The sequence below is a fragment of the Kitasatospora sp. MBT63 genome (genome assembly GCF_000710465.2).
GTDB lineage: Bacteria > Actinomycetota > Actinomycetes > Streptomycetales > Streptomycetaceae > Kitasatospora.
Window position 1 is genome coordinate 1 of sequence record NZ_JAIZ01000200.1, and the last position, 16,687, is coordinate 16,687.

Annotated in this window: 12 protein-coding genes; 7 read left to right on the forward strand and 5 right to left on the reverse strand. The window is 70.0% G+C overall.

The window, feature by feature from the left end; genetic code table 11:
- The 3 genes from AA75_RS13945 to AA75_RS13955 form a co-directional block, all read left to right on the forward strand.
- On the forward strand, positions 1-356 hold a 356-nt coding region (locus tag AA75_RS13945; protein WP_033820297.1), incomplete at its 5' end, for a zinc-binding dehydrogenase.
- Between the two features lie 223 nt (positions 357-579).
- Complete coding sequence (locus tag AA75_RS13950; RefSeq protein WP_051812329.1) at positions 580-1,416, forward strand: DUF2127 domain-containing protein; 837 nt, start codon at positions 580-582, stop codon at positions 1,414-1,416.
- 189 nt (positions 1,417-1,605) lie between these two features.
- Entirely contained in the window at positions 1,606-2,289 is a 684-nt protein-coding gene (locus AA75_RS13955) for a hypothetical protein (protein WP_033820299.1), read from the forward strand.
- A gap of 149 nt (positions 2,290-2,438) precedes the next feature.
- On the opposite strand, the gene AA75_RS13960 is transcribed toward AA75_RS13955, so the two are convergent.
- Both AA75_RS13960 and AA75_RS13965 read right to left on the reverse strand, forming a co-directional pair.
- Positions 2,439-2,999, reverse strand: a complete 561-nt coding sequence (locus AA75_RS13960; RefSeq protein ID WP_033820300.1) for an HU family DNA-binding protein — start codon at positions 2,997-2,999, stop codon at positions 2,439-2,441.
- Between the two features lie 346 nt (positions 3,000-3,345).
- Positions 3,346-6,108, reverse strand: coding sequence for a LuxR family transcriptional regulator (locus AA75_RS13965; protein ID WP_082526490.1), 2,763 nt, complete (start codon positions 6,106-6,108; stop codon positions 3,346-3,348).
- A gap of 215 nt (positions 6,109-6,323) precedes the next feature.
- On the opposite strand from AA75_RS13965, the gene AA75_RS13970 reads away from it, so the two are divergent.
- Positions 6,324-7,067 (forward strand): ABC transporter ATP-binding protein, encoded by a 744-nt coding sequence (locus tag AA75_RS13970; RefSeq protein WP_033820302.1) that lies wholly within the window; start codon positions 6,324-6,326, stop codon positions 7,065-7,067.
- 27 nt (positions 7,068-7,094) lie between these two features.
- On the opposite strand, the gene AA75_RS13975 is transcribed toward AA75_RS13970, so the two are convergent.
- Positions 7,095-9,914, reverse strand: a complete 2,820-nt coding sequence (locus AA75_RS13975) for a LuxR family transcriptional regulator (protein WP_055731246.1) — start codon at positions 9,912-9,914, stop codon at positions 7,095-7,097.
- A gap of 368 nt (positions 9,915-10,282) precedes the next feature.
- Between AA75_RS13975 and AA75_RS13980 the strand changes: the two genes are divergently transcribed.
- The 3 genes from AA75_RS13980 (at position 10,283) to AA75_RS13995 (ending at position 14,281) form a co-directional block, all read left to right on the forward strand.
- The gene (locus AA75_RS13980) at positions 10,283-11,137 is read left to right on the forward strand and encodes an ABC transporter permease (protein ID WP_082526492.1); all 855 of its coding nucleotides are present in this window, start codon (positions 10,283-10,285) and stop codon (positions 11,135-11,137) included.
- 65 nt (positions 11,138-11,202) lie between these two features.
- The gene (locus AA75_RS13985; RefSeq protein ID WP_033820304.1) at positions 11,203-12,357 is read left to right on the forward strand and encodes a hypothetical protein; all 1,155 of its coding nucleotides are present in this window, start codon (positions 11,203-11,205) and stop codon (positions 12,355-12,357) included.
- Positions 12,358-13,186: 829 nt separating this feature from the next.
- Positions 13,187-14,281 carry a hypothetical protein gene (locus AA75_RS13995; RefSeq protein WP_051812331.1) on the forward strand — a complete coding sequence of 365 codons (1,095 nt, stop codon included), beginning with the start codon at positions 13,187-13,189 and terminating at the stop codon, positions 14,279-14,281.
- Here AA75_RS13995 and AA75_RS14000 read toward each other — a convergent pair.
- Positions 14,276-14,764 (reverse strand): hypothetical protein, encoded by a 489-nt coding sequence (locus tag AA75_RS14000; RefSeq protein WP_033820306.1) that lies wholly within the window; start codon positions 14,762-14,764, stop codon positions 14,276-14,278. The two genes, AA75_RS13995 and AA75_RS14000, sit on opposite strands and share 6 nt — an antisense overlap.
- Before the next feature lie 268 nt (positions 14,765-15,032).
- The coding region (locus AA75_RS14005; protein WP_368666562.1) for a tetratricopeptide repeat protein at positions 15,033-16,687 on the reverse strand (1,655 nt) is incomplete at its 5' end.

Below are 16,687 nucleotides of genomic sequence, written 5' to 3' on the forward strand. Positions count from 1 at the left end.
AGGTGATCGACTACCGGGCGGTGCGGTTCGAGGACGTCGTGTCCGATGTCGACGTGGTGCTGGACGGAATCGGCGGAGAGACGGCAGAGCGTTCGCTGAAGGTGCTGCGACCCGGCGGACGCCTGATCACCCTGCCCGGCCCCGACGACGTTCCGGCCGCCGCGGACGGGGTGCGGGCGGTGTGGGTCCTGGTCGAGCCGGACCACCTGGGCCTGCGCGAGATCGGCGCTCTGGTGGAGCGGGGCGAACTGAAGCCGGTGGTCGGGGCCGTCGTGCCGCTGGTCGAGGCCGCCAAGGCGCACGAGCTCGGCGAACAGGGCAGCGTCACCGGCAAGATCGTCCTGACCGTCGTCTGACGGCACCTGCCCGACGGCTGTCGGGGCCGCAGCGATCGCGCACCGCCGCCGGCAACCCCAGCAGGACCGAGGGTTGCCGGCGACGGTGCGCGTCCGCATGCCCGGGCAGGCACGCTTGGTCGTCGGAGCGTCCTTGCGGGCTGCAGGTGGGGGACGATGGGAGCGACGTTCAGGACGGCGACTCCGAGCGGCCCGGCGCGGAGGTTTGGCAGAGGTATCGACTATGAGGCGTTATCGGCTGGAGCTGGAACTGCTGACCTGCGCCTGGAGCGGGCACTTCCTGGTCGCCGAGGCCGCAGCGGAGGACGGTTTCGCTTCCCTGGTCGTACGCCGGACGGCCGACGGGCTGTGCTGGCAACGGTGTCTGCGCTGCGATGCGTGGCTGCCGTCCGTCGGCGTCCGGGGGCACGACGGTGCGCCGGCCGGCGGACCGGGGGTGGTCCTGCCCGAACGCGGCCGGGCCCTGCGGGACCGCTACGTGCTGCGCCTGATCGCGCTGGACCGGTTGCTGCACTTCCTGCTCCTGGGGACGGCGGCCGGGGTCGTCTTCCTCTTCACCGCCGACCGCGCCCGGCTGTCCGATCCCTTCTACCGGGTGGTGGACGCCCTGCAGAGCGGCGCGGGCGGGGTGGGTGCGCGGCCGGGTACCGGGTTGGCCGGTGAGCTGGAGAAGGCTTTCCAGGCACCCGCTTCGAAGCTCTGGCTGCTGGGCGCCGTCCTGGCCGCGTACGCGCTCCTGGAAGGCGTCGAGGCGGTCGGGCTGTGGCGGGCGCGGCGATGGGCGGAGTACCTGACCTTCCTCGCCACCGCACTCCTGCTGGCGCCGGAGGTGTGGGAGCTGGCCCACCGGGTGACCGTGTTCAAGCTCGCGGCGTTCGTGGTCAACATCGCCATCGTGGTCTACCTCGTCCACGCCAAGCGCCTCTTCGGTCTGCGCGGCGGGCTTGCGGCGCAGCGACGCGAACGTGAGGGGGAGATGGGCTGGGGGGCGCTCGAACGCGCGTTCCCGCCGCGACCGGCCGGTGGACACCACGGTGCCCCGCCGGGGCCGGCGGACTGACGGATCCTCCGACGCCGTCCGTCGCCGCGTCCCGTCGCCATTGCTGACGAAAAGTCAGCAGGTTCCGCCGCTCGTATTGACGGTACACGGACACGGCTCTACAACGTAGTCAGCCCCCGAATCCCTCGTTGCCCGGGAGCTGTGAACGTTCTTCTTCTCGATCCCCCTCGCCGAGAAAGAGGCCTTCCCATGCGTCTCCACCGCCGCTTCGCCGCCGCCACCGCCACCGCTGCCATCGCGCTCGCGCTGGGCGCGGTCCCCGCGTCCGCGACACCGCTTCCCGCCGACACCCCGGTGCTGACCACGGGCAGCGCCGGAGGCACCGCAGTCTCGGCGGGCGACGTGCTCGCCGCACCGCTCGCCGCAGGCACCCGGGCGACCTTCTACTCGAGCGCGACCAGTGCGACCGGCGTCACCTGTACCGCCTCCCAGCTCTCGGCCGGTGTGCTGAGCAACCCGGTGGCACCCGGTACGGCGACCGAGTCCCTGACCGGGCTGACCTTCGGTTCCTGCACCAGCAACGTCACCGGTGTGACCTCGGTCCGCAGCCTCACGGTCGGAAACCTCTCCTACCAGGTCGCCGTGAACGACAGCCCCGGGCTCCCGGTCACCGTCACCGGGGGAAGCACCGGGGCGATCCAGGCCACCGCCGTGCTCAACAGCTGGTTCGGTCCCATCACCTGCACCTACCAGCTCAGCGGCGCGTTCACCGGCAACGCCGACAACGCCTCCCACGGCCTGGCCTTCAGCAACGAGCACTTCGCCAAGAGCGGAGGATCCGTGCTCTGCCCCGCGGACGGCTACTTCTCCGCCGCCTACGGTCCCGTCGCCGACACCACCCAGCCCGGCAGCCCGGTGGTGTACGTCAACTGACCGGAGCCGGCCCGGCCGGTGGTCCCGTACCGCCACCGGCCGGGCCGTTCCCGAACCCCTGCGGACCGCCCGAAGGCCGACACCGCAGCACCGAACGTGCGCCCTCGTTCCACCCTCAGGTCGTAGCCGGTCGTGCCGGCCCGATCGGCTCAGGCCGTGGTGCGGCGGGTGGTCCGCTTGGCGGGCGTGGCCTTCTTCCCGGCGCCCGGGGCGGTCTTCCCGCTGCTCGCTGCGGCCTTCCTCGCGGCGGGCGCGGTGGTGGTCCGTGCCGAGGCCGCCTTCTTGGCGGCGGCCTTCTTCGCCGTACCCGCAGCCGCGGAGGCGGGACTCTTCGAGGCCGCCTTCCTGCCCGCCGGGGCGCCGGCGGCGGTCGCGCCCGGAGTGAGTGAGCCCTTGGGGGCCTTGGCGACCGCGGGCCCGGCCTTCGGCAGCTTCTTCGCGCCGGAGACCAGGTCCTTGAACCCCTGTCCGGCGCGGAAGCGCGGCACCGTGGTCTTCTTGACCCGCACGCGCTCGCCGGTCTGCGGGTTGCGGGCGTAGCGGCCGGCGCGCTCCACCGACTCGAGCGTCCCGAAGCCGGTGACCTGTACGGGCTCGCCCGCCACCACCGCCCGCACCATGACGTCGAGCACGGCGTCCACGGCGTCCTCGGCGGCCGCACGGCTGCCGAGCTGCCCGGCCACCGCTTCCACCAGCTGTCCCTTGTTCACGACGACTCCCGATGAATTGAAGCGATTTGTAGTATTTCCGTCCTCACCATAGGAGCCGCTCGGACATTCCGCCCGCCAACACGGCTCGCACACCGGGTGCACCAACATCCCTGCACCGCGGTGGACTTCCAGGCCGGATCTCCGGCACGCACCTCACTCCCGGCCGTCCCCGGGCGGATTCACGCAGGGCCCATGGCGGATCCCCGGGAATGTGGGACGGTCCGGGAGACGAGGCCGGATTTCTCCGGATCGTAGGCACGGCGCGCCCCGCCGGGCCCGTCATACACGGTCGTGTCGTGCGCCGATCTCCACGTCCCACCGGTCCGTGCCGACCATCCGGGCGGTTTCACGCCACCATTGAGGTCCGGAGCTGGCGGCGAGAGCTGAGCCCGAGTTTCATGTAGACGCGACTCAGATGATATTCCACGGTTTTGGGGCTGATGTAGATCTCATTCGCGATTTCCTGATTGGTCAGCCCCTGAGCAGCGAGATGGGCGACATTCTGTTCACGTTCGGTCAGCTTCCCGAGTCTCCCGGCGTTGGACGTCGCCGAGGCGGGAGCGGGCAGGGACGCCGGCCTGGTGCCGAGACGGGCCAGGTACGGGGTGGCCTGCAGGAGGCTGAACCTCTCCCGGGCCCGATCGAGCCAGGTCTCGCCGCTGCGGTCGCCCTCCGCGAGGAGCGCTTCGCCGTAGGCCTGCTCGAGCCGGGCCCTGTGCAGGGGGATCTCGGCACGTTCCACCGGCTGGCTCAGTCCCCGACGATATGCGGCCAGCGCCCCCTTCCGGTCGCCGTGCCTGGTCGCGAGCATGCCGGTGACCAGCGCTGCGACCGCCTGGAGGCAGGGGATCTCTTCTGCCATGGCCGTCAGGTCCCGCCCTGTGGCCTCTGCCGCATCCTCCGCGCCCGCCTGCGCCCTTGCCTGGGCGAGTTGGGGGAGCCACAGAATCCGCCAGAAGCGGCGGGACGGCAGCCGTGCTGCCTGCTCAAGCGCATTCAGGGCCTTGACCACCGCCGGCGTACCCCCGCGGGCCTCGGCGATGGCCGCGTCCACCGTGGCGATGACCGGCCCGTCGAAGTACGGGTTGATCCGTTGCGACCAGTCCCACGCCGAGCGAAGGTGCCGCTCCGCGTCGTGCCAGTGCCCACGGACACCCGCCATGAGGGCGACCGCCGCGTGACACTGCCCCATTCCGAAGATGAATTCGTCGGCCGCGGCCTGGGCGAGCATCTGCTCGGCGGTCAGCGCTGCGTCGTCCCATGAACCGGCCAGAAACTGCAGGAAGGGCAGTGCGACGTAGGCACCGTTCAGCCCCCTCGCGGTGGGACGCGGCCGCCGCCTCTCCGTCACGAGGTCGTCCACGCCCGCGACCAGGTTCCCCGCCAGTCCTCCGACGAACCCCCGGGCCATCAGAAGGGGAGTGTCCGACGTGACGACCGAAGACGGCGCCTGAGGCAGCGCCGCGATCTCGGGCGACGTGGCCAGCGCCTTCGAAGGGCTCTCCGCCATCCCGACCGCGATGGTCAGGAAGTACCGGGCCTCACCCAGCGCCTGCGCGTCGAGAACCGCTTCGTCGAGGACGTGCCGCAGAAGCGGGATGGCTTCCCCGGCACGCGTCTGCCAGAAGTACATCTGCCCGAGCCCCAGCCGTGCCCGGCTGGCCAGCGTACGGTCGCCCTCGCCCTCCGCATCTTCCAACGCTTGCAGGTAGAGCGGTTCGGCAGTCGTGAACTGGGCCTGGAAGTGCGCATAACGCCCGAGGATGTAGGTCCGCCGGGAACAGGGGACACAGGCTTCGGCGACGGACCGCAACGCCGCGCTGCGCCGCGCATCGAAGGCGAGGACGTACTGCGAGCGGGCCACTGTTTCCAGTAGCCGGCGCTCGTACTCCGTCCGGTTGTCGGAGAGGTCGGCGGCCCACAGCATCAGGGTGCCCGCCCTGGCGAGCCGGCTGCTGTCGACGAGCCGCTGTGCCTCGTGCTCCAGCTCCGAGGCGAGGCCGGGGTCGACCTGGTCCGTGGCGGCCACCCGGTGGCCCCAGGCGGAGTCGCCGTCGACCACCGAAGCGGCCGCACTGTGGAGCTCACGCCTGCGCCCCGGGTCGAGCTGCCGATACACGGCCTCGCGGTGCAGTTCGTGGTCCATGCGGATCAGGGTGGTGGCCGAGGCCGGGTCCCAGCTGACCAGCCCGCTGGACAGGACGTCCCCGAGGGCGACGACGGGATCACTGACCCGGGCGAGTTGGCCGACGCGCATCAACGGCACCGTCTGGTTGAGCACCGCCAGCGCGTCGACCAGCGACCGCGCGTCCGCGGGCAGCCGGGCGAGAGCGGCTTGCACCGAAGCCGTGAGGGACTCGGGCAGGGGCAGGTGCGTGGCGGGGCTGTTGAGGTCCTCCAGCGAATTGTTCATGATCAGTGAACGCAGGTAGAGGGGGTTTCCCCCGGTGTGCGACTGCAGCCGCTCGCATGCCTGGGGCGACAACGTTCCCCCGCCCTGCCGGGCCAGGAGCTCCACCTCGGCGGGGACCAAGCCGTGAAGGTGGATGACGGTGCTGTGGTTGGCTCCGCCGGAGAGCCGTCGGATGTACTCCTCACCGTCGTTCTGGGCGGGCATCCGCGCAGTGAGGACGAGCAGCACACGGTCCGCCCACAGGCGTCTGATCAAGAAGCGCAGGGCGTTGACGGATTCGACGTCCGCCAGCGGGACGTCGTCGACGACCAGTGCGACCGGGCCGGATTCCTGGAGGGCCCCCACGAGTTGCAGCAGCTCCCCGCCGATCTGATGGGGCTGGGCGACGTCGGCGCGGCCGGCCCGCAGCGACGGGCAGCAGCTCGTCCGCCCTCCCGGCGAGCTGCGGATCCACTGGTCGACGACGCCGAAGGGCCAGTCCTTTTCGGACTCGTCGCAGCTGGCCCACAGCACCGTGAATCCGTCCAACCTCTTCACGGCGGCCCGCGCGAGTGTGCTCTTGCCTATCCCGGCCTCTCCCTCGATGCGCACCAGCCAGGGTGTTCCGGCGGCCGCCTTCTGCGCGCAGTCCGCCAACCTCGCGAGTTCTCCCGGGCGACCCACGAAGCCCGGGAGGAAAGGGACCGAACCACCCATGTTCCCATGAGACACCCGGACGACACCTGATCGCACGTCCGGCGACTGCCGCGGCCGGGCGTGATACGACTCCGCCGGAGCCTGCGCCGGGGCCCGAGTGGCGCAACCGGTCTGCGGAAGGGGCGATGTATACGCTCGATTCGCGCGCGGCGAACGCTTCCCGCCGTTCGAAACCTGTAGACGTCCGGTCCGGGAACGGGGTGGAAGAAGGAGCCATGGACGCCACCGGGACGTTGCATTTCGACCACGTCACCAAGTCCTTCGACGCCGGCCCCCCGGTCATCGCCCGACTGGACCTCCATCTGTCTCCGGGGGCCTTCATGAGCGTGGTGGGCCCCTCCGGCTGTGGCAAGACGACGATGCTGCGACTCGCGTCCGGGCTGGCCGAGCCGACCGGTGGAGCGGTCCTGGTGGACACGGACAAGATCGCTTATGTTTTTCAGGACCCCGCTCTGCTCGCATGGCGCACAGCGCTGAAGAACGTGGAACTCTCCGGCGAGCTCCACCACACCGGCAAGGCGGAGCGGAGAAGAAGGGCCACCGAGGCACTGGCCCTCGTCGGGATGGCCGGCTTCGAGGGGTACCGCCCGTCCCAGCTGTCCGGGGGGATGCGGATGCGTGTCTCACTGGCCCGGGCGCTCATGGTCGATCCGCGGATCTTCCTCTTCGACGAACCGCTCGGCGCACTCGACGAGATCACCAGGCTTCGTATGCAGGAGGAGTTGCAGAGTCTGTTCCTGTCCCAGAGCTTCACGGGCCTCTATGTCACGCATTCGATCAGCGAAGCCGTTTTCCTGTCGACGCAGGTGGCCGTGATGTCCGCCGGTCCGGGGCGGATCATCCGGGAGATCGCCGTTCCGCTCCCCTTCCCGCGGCGGCCGGAAATTCGCTTCCAGAAGGAGTTCTCGCGGATCTGTGCGGAGGTCTCCCAGGCGCTCGCGGAAGGCAGTCGGCCGTGAACCGGCACGGGAAATGCGGCCGCGCTGTCACCACGCTCGGGTGCGCAGCTGCCGGCGGCTGCTGACGCTCAGCTTCTGGTAGACGTGGCCGAGGTGATACTCGACGGTCTTGACGCTGATGAAGAGCTCGGAGGCGATTTCCCGGTTGGTCATGCCCTGGCGGGCCAGGTGAGCGATGTCGCGTTCCCGGCCGGTGAGGCCGCTCGGCTCTTCCCGGCGACCGTTCGTGGTGGCGACACCGGCCTTGGCGATGTCCTGTCTGCAGCGTTCGAGAAATGGGGCGGCGCGCAACTCCGTGAGACGCGATGCCGCCCGTTCGAGCAGTTCCGAGGATGCGGCGGGCCGTCCTGTCCGGGCGAGGAGGCGGCCCGTCGCCTGCTCGAGCAGCGCGCGGTGCAGCGGCGCGTCGTCCGGGGGGACGGGCTGCTCGAGTGCCTGCTGGTAGTGGTCCGCGGCTCGCTCCGGACGGCCGTCGTTCTCGGCCAGCTGCCCCGTCAGCCGGGCGCAGACCATATGGAGGTACGGGATTTCATGGACGAGCCGCTGGAGTTCCGACAGTGCCTCGTGGGCCTCGGGCAGGTGGCCGTTGGCCAGCAGCGCCTCGGCATACAGTGGCAGCCACCAGCTCTTGTACAGGGCCGGGCCGGAGTCCGGCGGCATGTCCAGTATCGGCTGAAGGGCCTCGAGCATCGCAGGATAGTTCGCTTGCGCCTGTCCGAGAAGGGCGCGAGAGACGGCCGTCTGCACGCGGTACCTGGGGCCGGAATCGGGTAGGCCATGCTCGGCGACGGTGATGTGATCGAGCGCCGTAGCCCATTCTCCGCGCATTGACGGAACCCATGCGGCGATGGAGTGGATGAAGGATACCGCCCTTACTTTCCGCTCCGCCTCCAGGAAGTTCATGGCATTGTGGCAGTTGATGACCGCATCGTCCCATTCGCCGAGCGTGAACTGAACCGAGGCGAGATCGGCCGATGCCCATTCCGCTACGAACGGGTACTCGCTCCTGGCGAGCTTCAGAACCATTTTCAAGTCCCCTGCACCGGCTGCCAGGTCCCCGGCGAACGATGCGTAGCAGCCGCGGTACATGACCACCACCGCGTTCGCAGGATCCGTGATCTTCGGAGTATCCGGCAGCCCGGCGAGGAAGCGGATCTCTTCCAGTGCCGCCCGCGCGCCGGCCTTGAACCCTATCCCGAACGACAGCCAGACCTTGGCGTAGCCCGCGAGAACCGGAGGGATGTCGGGAAGCCTCAGCACGCGCCGAGAAACCTCGGCCATTTCATCGCCCTTCCCCTCGTAAACATAGACGTTCCCGAGCCAGAACCCGGCCATCGCGGCGATCCACTCCTGTCCGCGGACGCGCGCGGCGTCGTCGAAGGCCCTCCCGAGCTGGGTGACGGCCTGCGCCCGCTCACCGAGAACGGCGGCGTAGGCCCCGAGGGTCAGGTCTCGCAGCGGGCTGTCCGCGCATGCCCGGACCGATTCGAGCAGGGGTGTCACGGACGTGAGCTTTCCGTGCCAGATCAGCCACGAGGCCGCCGACAGCAGGAGACGCTCGTGTTCGCTGCGCGTGGCCGAGATGTCGGAGGCCCATCGCAGCATTCTGGCCGCCCGTTCGGTGTCACCCAGCGGAAGGCGTCGCTCGGCCTCCTCCTCCAGCTGCCGGGCCAAGACCTGGTCCGGCCCCGATACCGCGGCGACACGGTGGCCCCAGGCGGCCTCCCGGTCGACCAGGTCCGCCGCCGCGGCGTGCAGCCGGCAGCGCTCCACGGGATCCGTCGCCTGCAGGATGGTCTGGCGCTGCAACTCGTGGTTGATGCTCACGTGCGCCACGACCTCGTCCGGCCACCAGCGTACGAGCCTGACATGCAAGGCCGGCTCCAGGTCCGCCGCAGGGTTCTCACAGGCGGCCAAGGCGGCGGCGAGTGCGATCGGCTGCCGACCGCCCAGGACCGCGATCGCCTCCACGAGCCTGCGGGATGGCGGGGGCAGGGCGTCCAGTTGCTGTCGGACCCCTTGGCCCAGTGACTTGGGCACGGGAAGAGCGTTCCGACCGTCGTCCAGGTCCTTCAGCTCGGTCAGCACCGTCTCCGTGAACAGCGGATGACCTTCGGTGTGCTCCCGAAGCCGTTGCGCCAGCCGGTCGTCGAGCTGGTGCTCGACCGTGGCATCCAGCCAATGACGCACGTCGGCCGTGTCCAGGCCGGTCAGTTGCACCCTGAAACCCGCCCGGGCCGAGCCCACCCACCTGTACGCCTCCTCCAAGGACTCGTCAGGGACGACCTCGGTGCTCGCCCCCAGGGACCACGGCCGGTTCCGCGCCGTGAGAACGACGAGCACCGAGTCGAACTCGAGACGGCGGATCACGAATCCCAGCGCCTGCAGGGACCGCTGGTCCGCCCACTGGAGATCGTCGATGACGAGGGCCACCGGCCCCCGCTCCTGCAACCGGCCGACGAGCGCCAGGAGCTGGGCCCCCACCGGAAGCGGTGCCGCGCCGGACGAAATCGGCATGCCCAGCAGGGGGAAGTCGTCCTGGAGCGGACCGAGACGTTGTATCAGCTGCGACACCACGCCGAAAGCGTAGTCACGCTCCGAATCGTCGCAGAAAGCCCGGAGCACGCTGAAGCCGTCCAGTGCGGCACCCGACAGACCCCGGCGGATCAATGCGGTCTTGCCGATCCCCGCTTCCCCTTCGACCAGAATCACCGCAGGGCAGCCCGCCCTGACGGTCTCCAGGCACCGGCCGATGACCGCAAGCTCATCCGCACGTCCCACGAACAAGGGACTCGCCGACACGTCCATCGCACCACCGCAGCACCGCTCGGGCAAACCGATATCCATGTGCGGCGTTCCGGGCGGGCCGCGTGACGGGACCTCCGAGGAGGATCGCAGGATCGGTGACCACCACCGTTCCCATCATGTTACTGAACTTGAATGCGCGATGTATCGGGCAGCTGTCCGGACAACGTCGTCACCGCATTCTCAAACCGGCCTCGCGGGCGTGTCGGTGGACGACTTGCACGGGTACGGCGAGAAGATCATTGGTATGGCCCGATCTGCTCCCCGAACCGGACGCCCGGGACAGCACTCCGGTCAGGTCGCCAAGACCGCCGGAAGCGGGAACACCGCCACGTCCGGGGTGAATCCGCGTCCGTCTCCGGGCGAATTCGTCCGTACGGAGAGCGTCTCCGGCTCCGAAGGGCAAGGCCGTGGACGGTGAACGGGAGTCGGATCGGAAGGATCTCGTTCGAGTCACGGCGGTCGGCGCAGGAGGGCACGGGAAGAACTCACGGGCAGGATCCGTCCTGCGTACGGTCATCCCGCCGGCGGGCGCACTGGTTCTCCTGCTCGGCCTCTGGCTGTTCGTGACCTACGTCGTCCTGTCGCCGGGCCGGCGGTTCCTGGTCCCACCGCCGCAGGAGGTCTTCGCGGATTCGTTCCTGCGGTGGTCCCATCTGAAGCCCCTGCTGGCCGCGCTGAAAGTGACCGCCGGGGTCGCGCTCACGGGACTGGTCATCGCGGCGGTGACGGGATTCCTCGTTGCGGTCCTCATGAGTCAGGCGGACTGGGCCGCACGTGCGATCTATCCCTATGCCGTCGCCCTGCAGACCGTGCCGATCCTGGCGATCGTCCCGCTGATCGGTCTGTGGTTCGGTTACAGCTTCTCCAGCCGGGTCGTCGTCTGCACCCTCATCGCGCTGTTCCCGATGATCGCCAACACACTGTTCGGTCTGCGCTCCGCCAGTCAGGAGGCCCATGATCTCTTCACCCTCAACAAGGCCACGCGATGGCAGCGTCTCACCCGGCTGCAGATCCCGGCCGCACTGCCCTCGATCTGCCTCGGGCTGCGGATCTCGTCCGGGCTTTCGGTGATCGGCGCGATCGTCGGCGATTTCTTCTTCACCCAGGGAGCGCCGGGAATCGGCACGCTCCTCGACCTCTATCGGGCAACGCTGCAGTTCGCCGACCTTTTTGCTGCGATCATCCTTTCCGCCCTCTTCGGCATCGCGGTCTTCCTGGTGTTCACCGGTCTGGGCGGTCTCGTCGCCTACCGACGCCGTTGAGATCCCGGCTGCGGTCCGTCGAATCCCGCACACCTCGAACCCGCGCTTCCAGCTCTGGAGCACCCATGCGAATCCTCTTGGTACCGACCGCCCTGATGGCAGCGGCAGCACTCGCCGCATGCAGCTCCGCCTCCGCCCCACAGGCGCCGAGCTCGGCCCTGCAGTCCCCGGACGCAGCGGTCGACCTGGCGGGTGTCTGCCCCAAGACCGTGGTAGTCCAGACGGACTGGCAGCCGGAGGCCGAGCACGGAGCCGTCTATCAGCTGCTCGGCCCCGGATACACGATCGATACGGACAAGAAGCAGGTCAGCGGCCCCCTCGTCATCAACGGCAAGGACACCGGAGTCCAGATCGAGATCAGGACCGGTGGCTCCACGATCGGTTTCCAGACCATCCCGGCACAGATGTACATCGACAAGAGCATCACGCTCGGATACGTGAGCACCGATGCGGCCATCGTCGCGGCGTCCGACCAACCCGTCAAAGCGGTCGTGTCGCCCCTCAACAAGAGCCCGCTGAGCATCATGTGGGATCCCGCCTCGAACCCGACCTGGACGGGCATCGCCGACATCGGCCGGAGCGACGCCAAGGTCGTCGTCCAGAAGGGTGTGGTGTTCGCGCCGTGGCTGGTGCAGGAAGGCCTGATCAAGTCCAGCCAACTCGACACCGGTTACGAAGGAACGCCCGCCCGATTCGTCGCCGACCCCTCGATCGCACAGCAGGCCTTCGCCACCGCCGAGCCCTACATCTACCAGCACGAGATCCCGGCCTGGGGCAAGCCGGTGAAGTACCAACTGCTCGCCGACGTCGGATACAACCTCTACCCCGAGGCGCTCTCCGTCCGCGACGGGGATCTGGCCGCCCTGTCACCGTGCCTGACCAAGCTGGTCCCCATCGTGCAGCAGGCCCAGGCGGACTACCTCGCCGATCCCGCCGCGACCAACAAGCTCATCGTGGACGCCGTCGCCAAGTACAACGACGGCTGGACCTACTCGGCGGGCGTCGCCGACTACGCCGTGCGCACGATGCGGGACCTGAACATCGTCGCCAACGACGCCTCGGGACCCCTCGGCGGCATGGACCTGAACCGGGTGGAGGCGGCCGTCAACACTTTCTCCCCGATCCTCAGGTCCACCGGCGCCACCATCCCGGAGCGCCTTCTCGCCTCGGACATCGCGACCACCGAGTTCATCGACAAGAACATCACACTGCCCCACTGAAGCCCTTGGGGCAGACACCCGGGGACGGCGCCGCCTTGCGGGCGGCGCCGTCCCCGTCTTCGGTGACCGGCCCGGCGCGGGACCGCGGTACGGCCACCGCAGCCACGACTGCCCGCCCGCCACCGCCCGGGCGGCTGCTTCGGGCCGGTCCGCCGTTCTCCACCGACCGGCCCGGTCGAGGGGACACCCGCCCCAACGGGCTGTGTCGGCCGCCCTTTCAGGCGTCGGCGGCCACGAGCGGACACAGATCGCTTCCTGATCCGGCAGACAGGCCGCAAGACCGGTTCCCCCGGCCCGTCATCTCGCTACCGTTGCCGTCCCATCGCACCGGTGGCGGGTGAACGAGGCCTCGCAGCCGGTTGCCCTCCACCGCTCATCCCGTACTCCTGCAAAGGGGAAGCGTATGCCCCCGAGCCCATGGCGCGACCGTCCCAGCCTCAAGATCCTGGCCGTCGGCGGAGCGTGCACGGCAAGCCTGCTGGTCCTGTCACCGGCCGCCGCGCACGCCGACACCACGGCCCCGTCCTCCTCCGCCACTTCGACGCCGTCCGCCTGCGCCGCCGCCCCTACCCCTGATCCCTCGGCCGACCCCTCGACCTCGGCCACCCCCGATCCGTCGGAGTGCGGGACCGCGGCACCGACGGACCCTGCCATCTCGGATGGCGCTTCGCCGGCTCCTGCGACATCGGATCCTGCGACCTCGGGCACGGCGGCGTCGGATCCTGCGACCTCGGGCACGGTGACATCGGATCCGCCGACCTCGGGCAGCGCTGCTCCGGCCCCTGCGGCATCGGACCCAGCGACGACGGATGCCGCGACCCCCGGGCCGGTGACGCCGAGCCAGGGCAGCGCGACGACCGCGCCGGCGGCTCAGAACTCCGCGGCCCCGGGCAGCACCACGAGCGCCCCCGCGGGAGCGGGAAAACCGGCCTCCGCCGGCGACCCGGCATCGGTCACCAACGTCGGCACCGGCCGGGGACTCGCCGCTCCGGTCGCAGGTTCGTCCTCGTCGAGCGACCCCTACTCGTCCTCGTCGTCGACCGACATCGGTGCCATCAGCCGCAACCAGGTCATCCAGCGCGCCAAGCAATGGGTCGCGGAAGCCGTTCCCTACAGCCAGACGTCCTGGTGGACGGACTCGCTCGGCACGTACCGGCAGGACTGCTCCGGCTACGTCTCCATGGCCTGGCATCTCGACGAGGCCACCGATTTCTGGACCGGCAACCTCGGAGTCGTCTCGCACGAGATAGCCGCCGACGACCTGCTGCCCGGGGACATCCTCCTCTCGGACTCGCACACCTTCGTCTTCGCCGGCTGGGACGACAGTTCCCACACCACCTTCGACATGTACGAGGAGTCGCGCCCCGGCACCACGGCCCACTTCATCACCGGAGCCAGTTACAGCCACTACGCCTCCACCGGCTTCAAGCCCTACCGGTACAACCAGATCACCGACGTCGACCAGAACATCCCGGTCTCCGACGCGGTCCCCGCCGCACCGGGCGTGTCCTCGGCCTCGCAGGCCTCGAGCTCCCCGTTCGCCTCCGGCCAGGCATCCGTCGCACCCGTCCACGTCACCTCGGCGCTGCTCAACAGGAACGCCGTCCCCGCCACCCTGCCGAAGGCTCCCGATGCGGTCCTGAACGGGGGCGGGGGCATCGTCACGGCGTACCCCGGAAGCACCCAGTCCGTCGCCGGGGCCAACAGCAGCGGCACCACCGCACAGGCCACCGTCCCGGTCCGGAGCGCCAATGCGGCGAAGACCACCGACGGCATCGACCGTCCCGCTCTCATCGCATCCGCAGGAGTCCTCGTCACCGGATGCCTGGGCCTGCTGTGGAGGTCACGCAGGGCGAGGTCGACGTCCGGATCCCCCGGTACCGGTTCCGACACCCCTCAGCCGCCCGCTCCGGGAGCGTCATGATCCGGTGACACTCTCCGAGCCGTGAACCGTTCGAACCGCCCGATCCGGCGACGCACCGCCCGGGAACACCCCGGGATCGCCGGAGCCCGGGCCACCCTGTGCCGCCGCCCGCGTGCCGGTGAGCCAGGCGAGGTATTCCTGGTGGAGGTAGGCGCGGGCGCCGTCCGGGCCGATGCGCCAACGGGCCGCATCCGGGCCGTGGGGGCCGACCGCATACTGAGGGAAGGCCAGATCGAACCACAGCAGACTCTGCGCGCTGACCCGGGCGACCGCGAGCAGCCGTTCCTGACGGCCCTGCCACCAACGCCGGTCGTCCACCGCGGCCTGCCGTAACAGGACCTCACGCTGCCGTACGGCTGCGCCGTTCAGCAGGTCCTGGGAAGCGAGTATCCGGGCCACTCGGGTGCTCTCCTCCTCGAGGTCGGGGGCGTGCGCATACGCTCGGCCGGCGGACGGCGTTTCGGAGACGGTGTGACCGGTCATCGGACCTTCCGGTAGGAGGAGGGGCAGCTGGACCCGGTGTGCCGGGGCAGCTGCCATCTTGGCGTATCCGGCCGCCTCCCACCCGGCCGTTGCTCCAGCCCGGCCTTCCACACCGGTCCGACCGTTGCCCGTTCTCGTCGGAGGCACGGGAGGCGCAGGAGGCGCGGACCGCGAAGCGCGATCGAGGAGGGACCGTGCCGACGGAGTGCTCGGTGTCAGGTCGCTGCGAGGGGGTGCGCAGGGGTCTGTACGGGCCCTGTGGATCGCTTCATCGGCCGGCCGCGAAGGCGTGGGCGCCGAGCCGGTGGCAGCGGTTGCGGGCCTGGCCGATCAGTCGGCGGGCGCGGTCGTGGTCCATGCGAAGGAGATGGAGTTGCCCGGCGGCGTGTTCGAGGCGGGCACGGTGCAGGGGAGGGTCGTCGGGGCCGGGGGAGCGATCGAGCTGTTGGTGGTATGCGGCGAGTGCGGTGTCGAGGTCTCCGTGGGCTTCGGCGAGCTGCCCGGTGCACCATGTGGTGATCGGTTCCAGGCAGGGGATCATGCCGGTCTGGGTCCGCAGGCGGGTGAGAGCCGATTCGGCTTCGCCCAGGTTCCCGGTGGCGATCAGTGCCTCGGTCCACATCGGCCAGAACATCAGATCCGGCCAGGCACGGGCTGGATGGCCCGCGTCGGCGGCTGCGGTCCGGTAGGCCGGGCGTAGTGCGTCCAGCATGGCGGTGTGGTCGCCCCGGGCCTGCGCCACGGCGGCCTCGGCCAGCGGCGGAAGGTCGCCGTGGATCGGCATGACGGGCCGCTGGCGCAGGGTGGCCAAGTGGCTGTGGGCGCTCTGCCAGTCCCCTCGTCCGGCCGCTATGAAGACGGTCCAGGTGTGAGCGGGGGCGTGGTGGACGTTGAAGCCGTCGATCTCGCCCTCGACCAGAGCCTGGTCGGCGTAGGAGGCCGCCCGGTCCCAGTCCCCGAGCATGTACAGACACAGGCCGAGGCTGAGCTGGGCGTGGAGCCGGCCCAGCGGTGGCGAGCCCATGGCCCGTACGGGGTGCAGCACAGTCTCGAAGTCACCCTGCGCGGCGTGCAGTTCACCGAGAGCGAGCCGGGTGTAGCCGCGGCTGACCAGGAGCATGGTGTCGGGGAGCGGGACGTTGCCCGGGTCGTCGGGCAGGCCGGTCATCCAGGGGAACGCCCTGACGCCACGGGGTCCTTCGGCGAACAGCGCCCCCATCGCGAGCAACCAGCGTGATACGGCCGTGTCGGCGGCTCTGACGGCATGATCGTCCAGTGTCCGGGCCAGCAGTTCTCTGGCGCGCGCCGGATTGTTGGTGACCAGGTCCGACAGGGCGAGCCGGAACCGGGCCGCCGCCATGACGTGAGGATCGGCGTCCGCCTCGGCCTCGGCCACCGCACGTTCCCCCAGGCGCACCGCTTGCAGGTAGTCGTTGTCCAGGTACGAGTAGCAGCTGAGCAGGACGGTCCGCAGCGCGCACGGAGCGCAGCTCTCGACGGCCGGACGCAGCGCGCGGGCGGCCGCGAGGCCGGAGGGGTTCAGGAGGTGGTTTGCGTACGATGCGGCGGTGAGCAGGCAGCGCTCGCGGTGTTCGCGGGCCTCGTCGAGGTTGGCGGCCCACAGCATCAAGGTGGCCGCACGGTCGAGGTATCCCGCCGCCGCCTTGCGGGCGGCCTCCGCTTCCAGTTCCTCGGCCAGGGCCGGGTCCCTGTGGGTGCAGGCGGCGACCCGGTGGGCCCAGGCACTGTCCAGGTCCACGATCGGGGCGGCGGCCATGTGCAGTTCCCGCCGTCGTTCGGGGCCGATGGCACGGTAGACCGCGGCCTGCTGCAGAGGATGAGCCAACCGCACCGGCCCGGAGGGCTCGTCCCACGACCGGACCACGAGTCCCGCCGCCACCAGCGGCTCCAGCGCCTGCACCG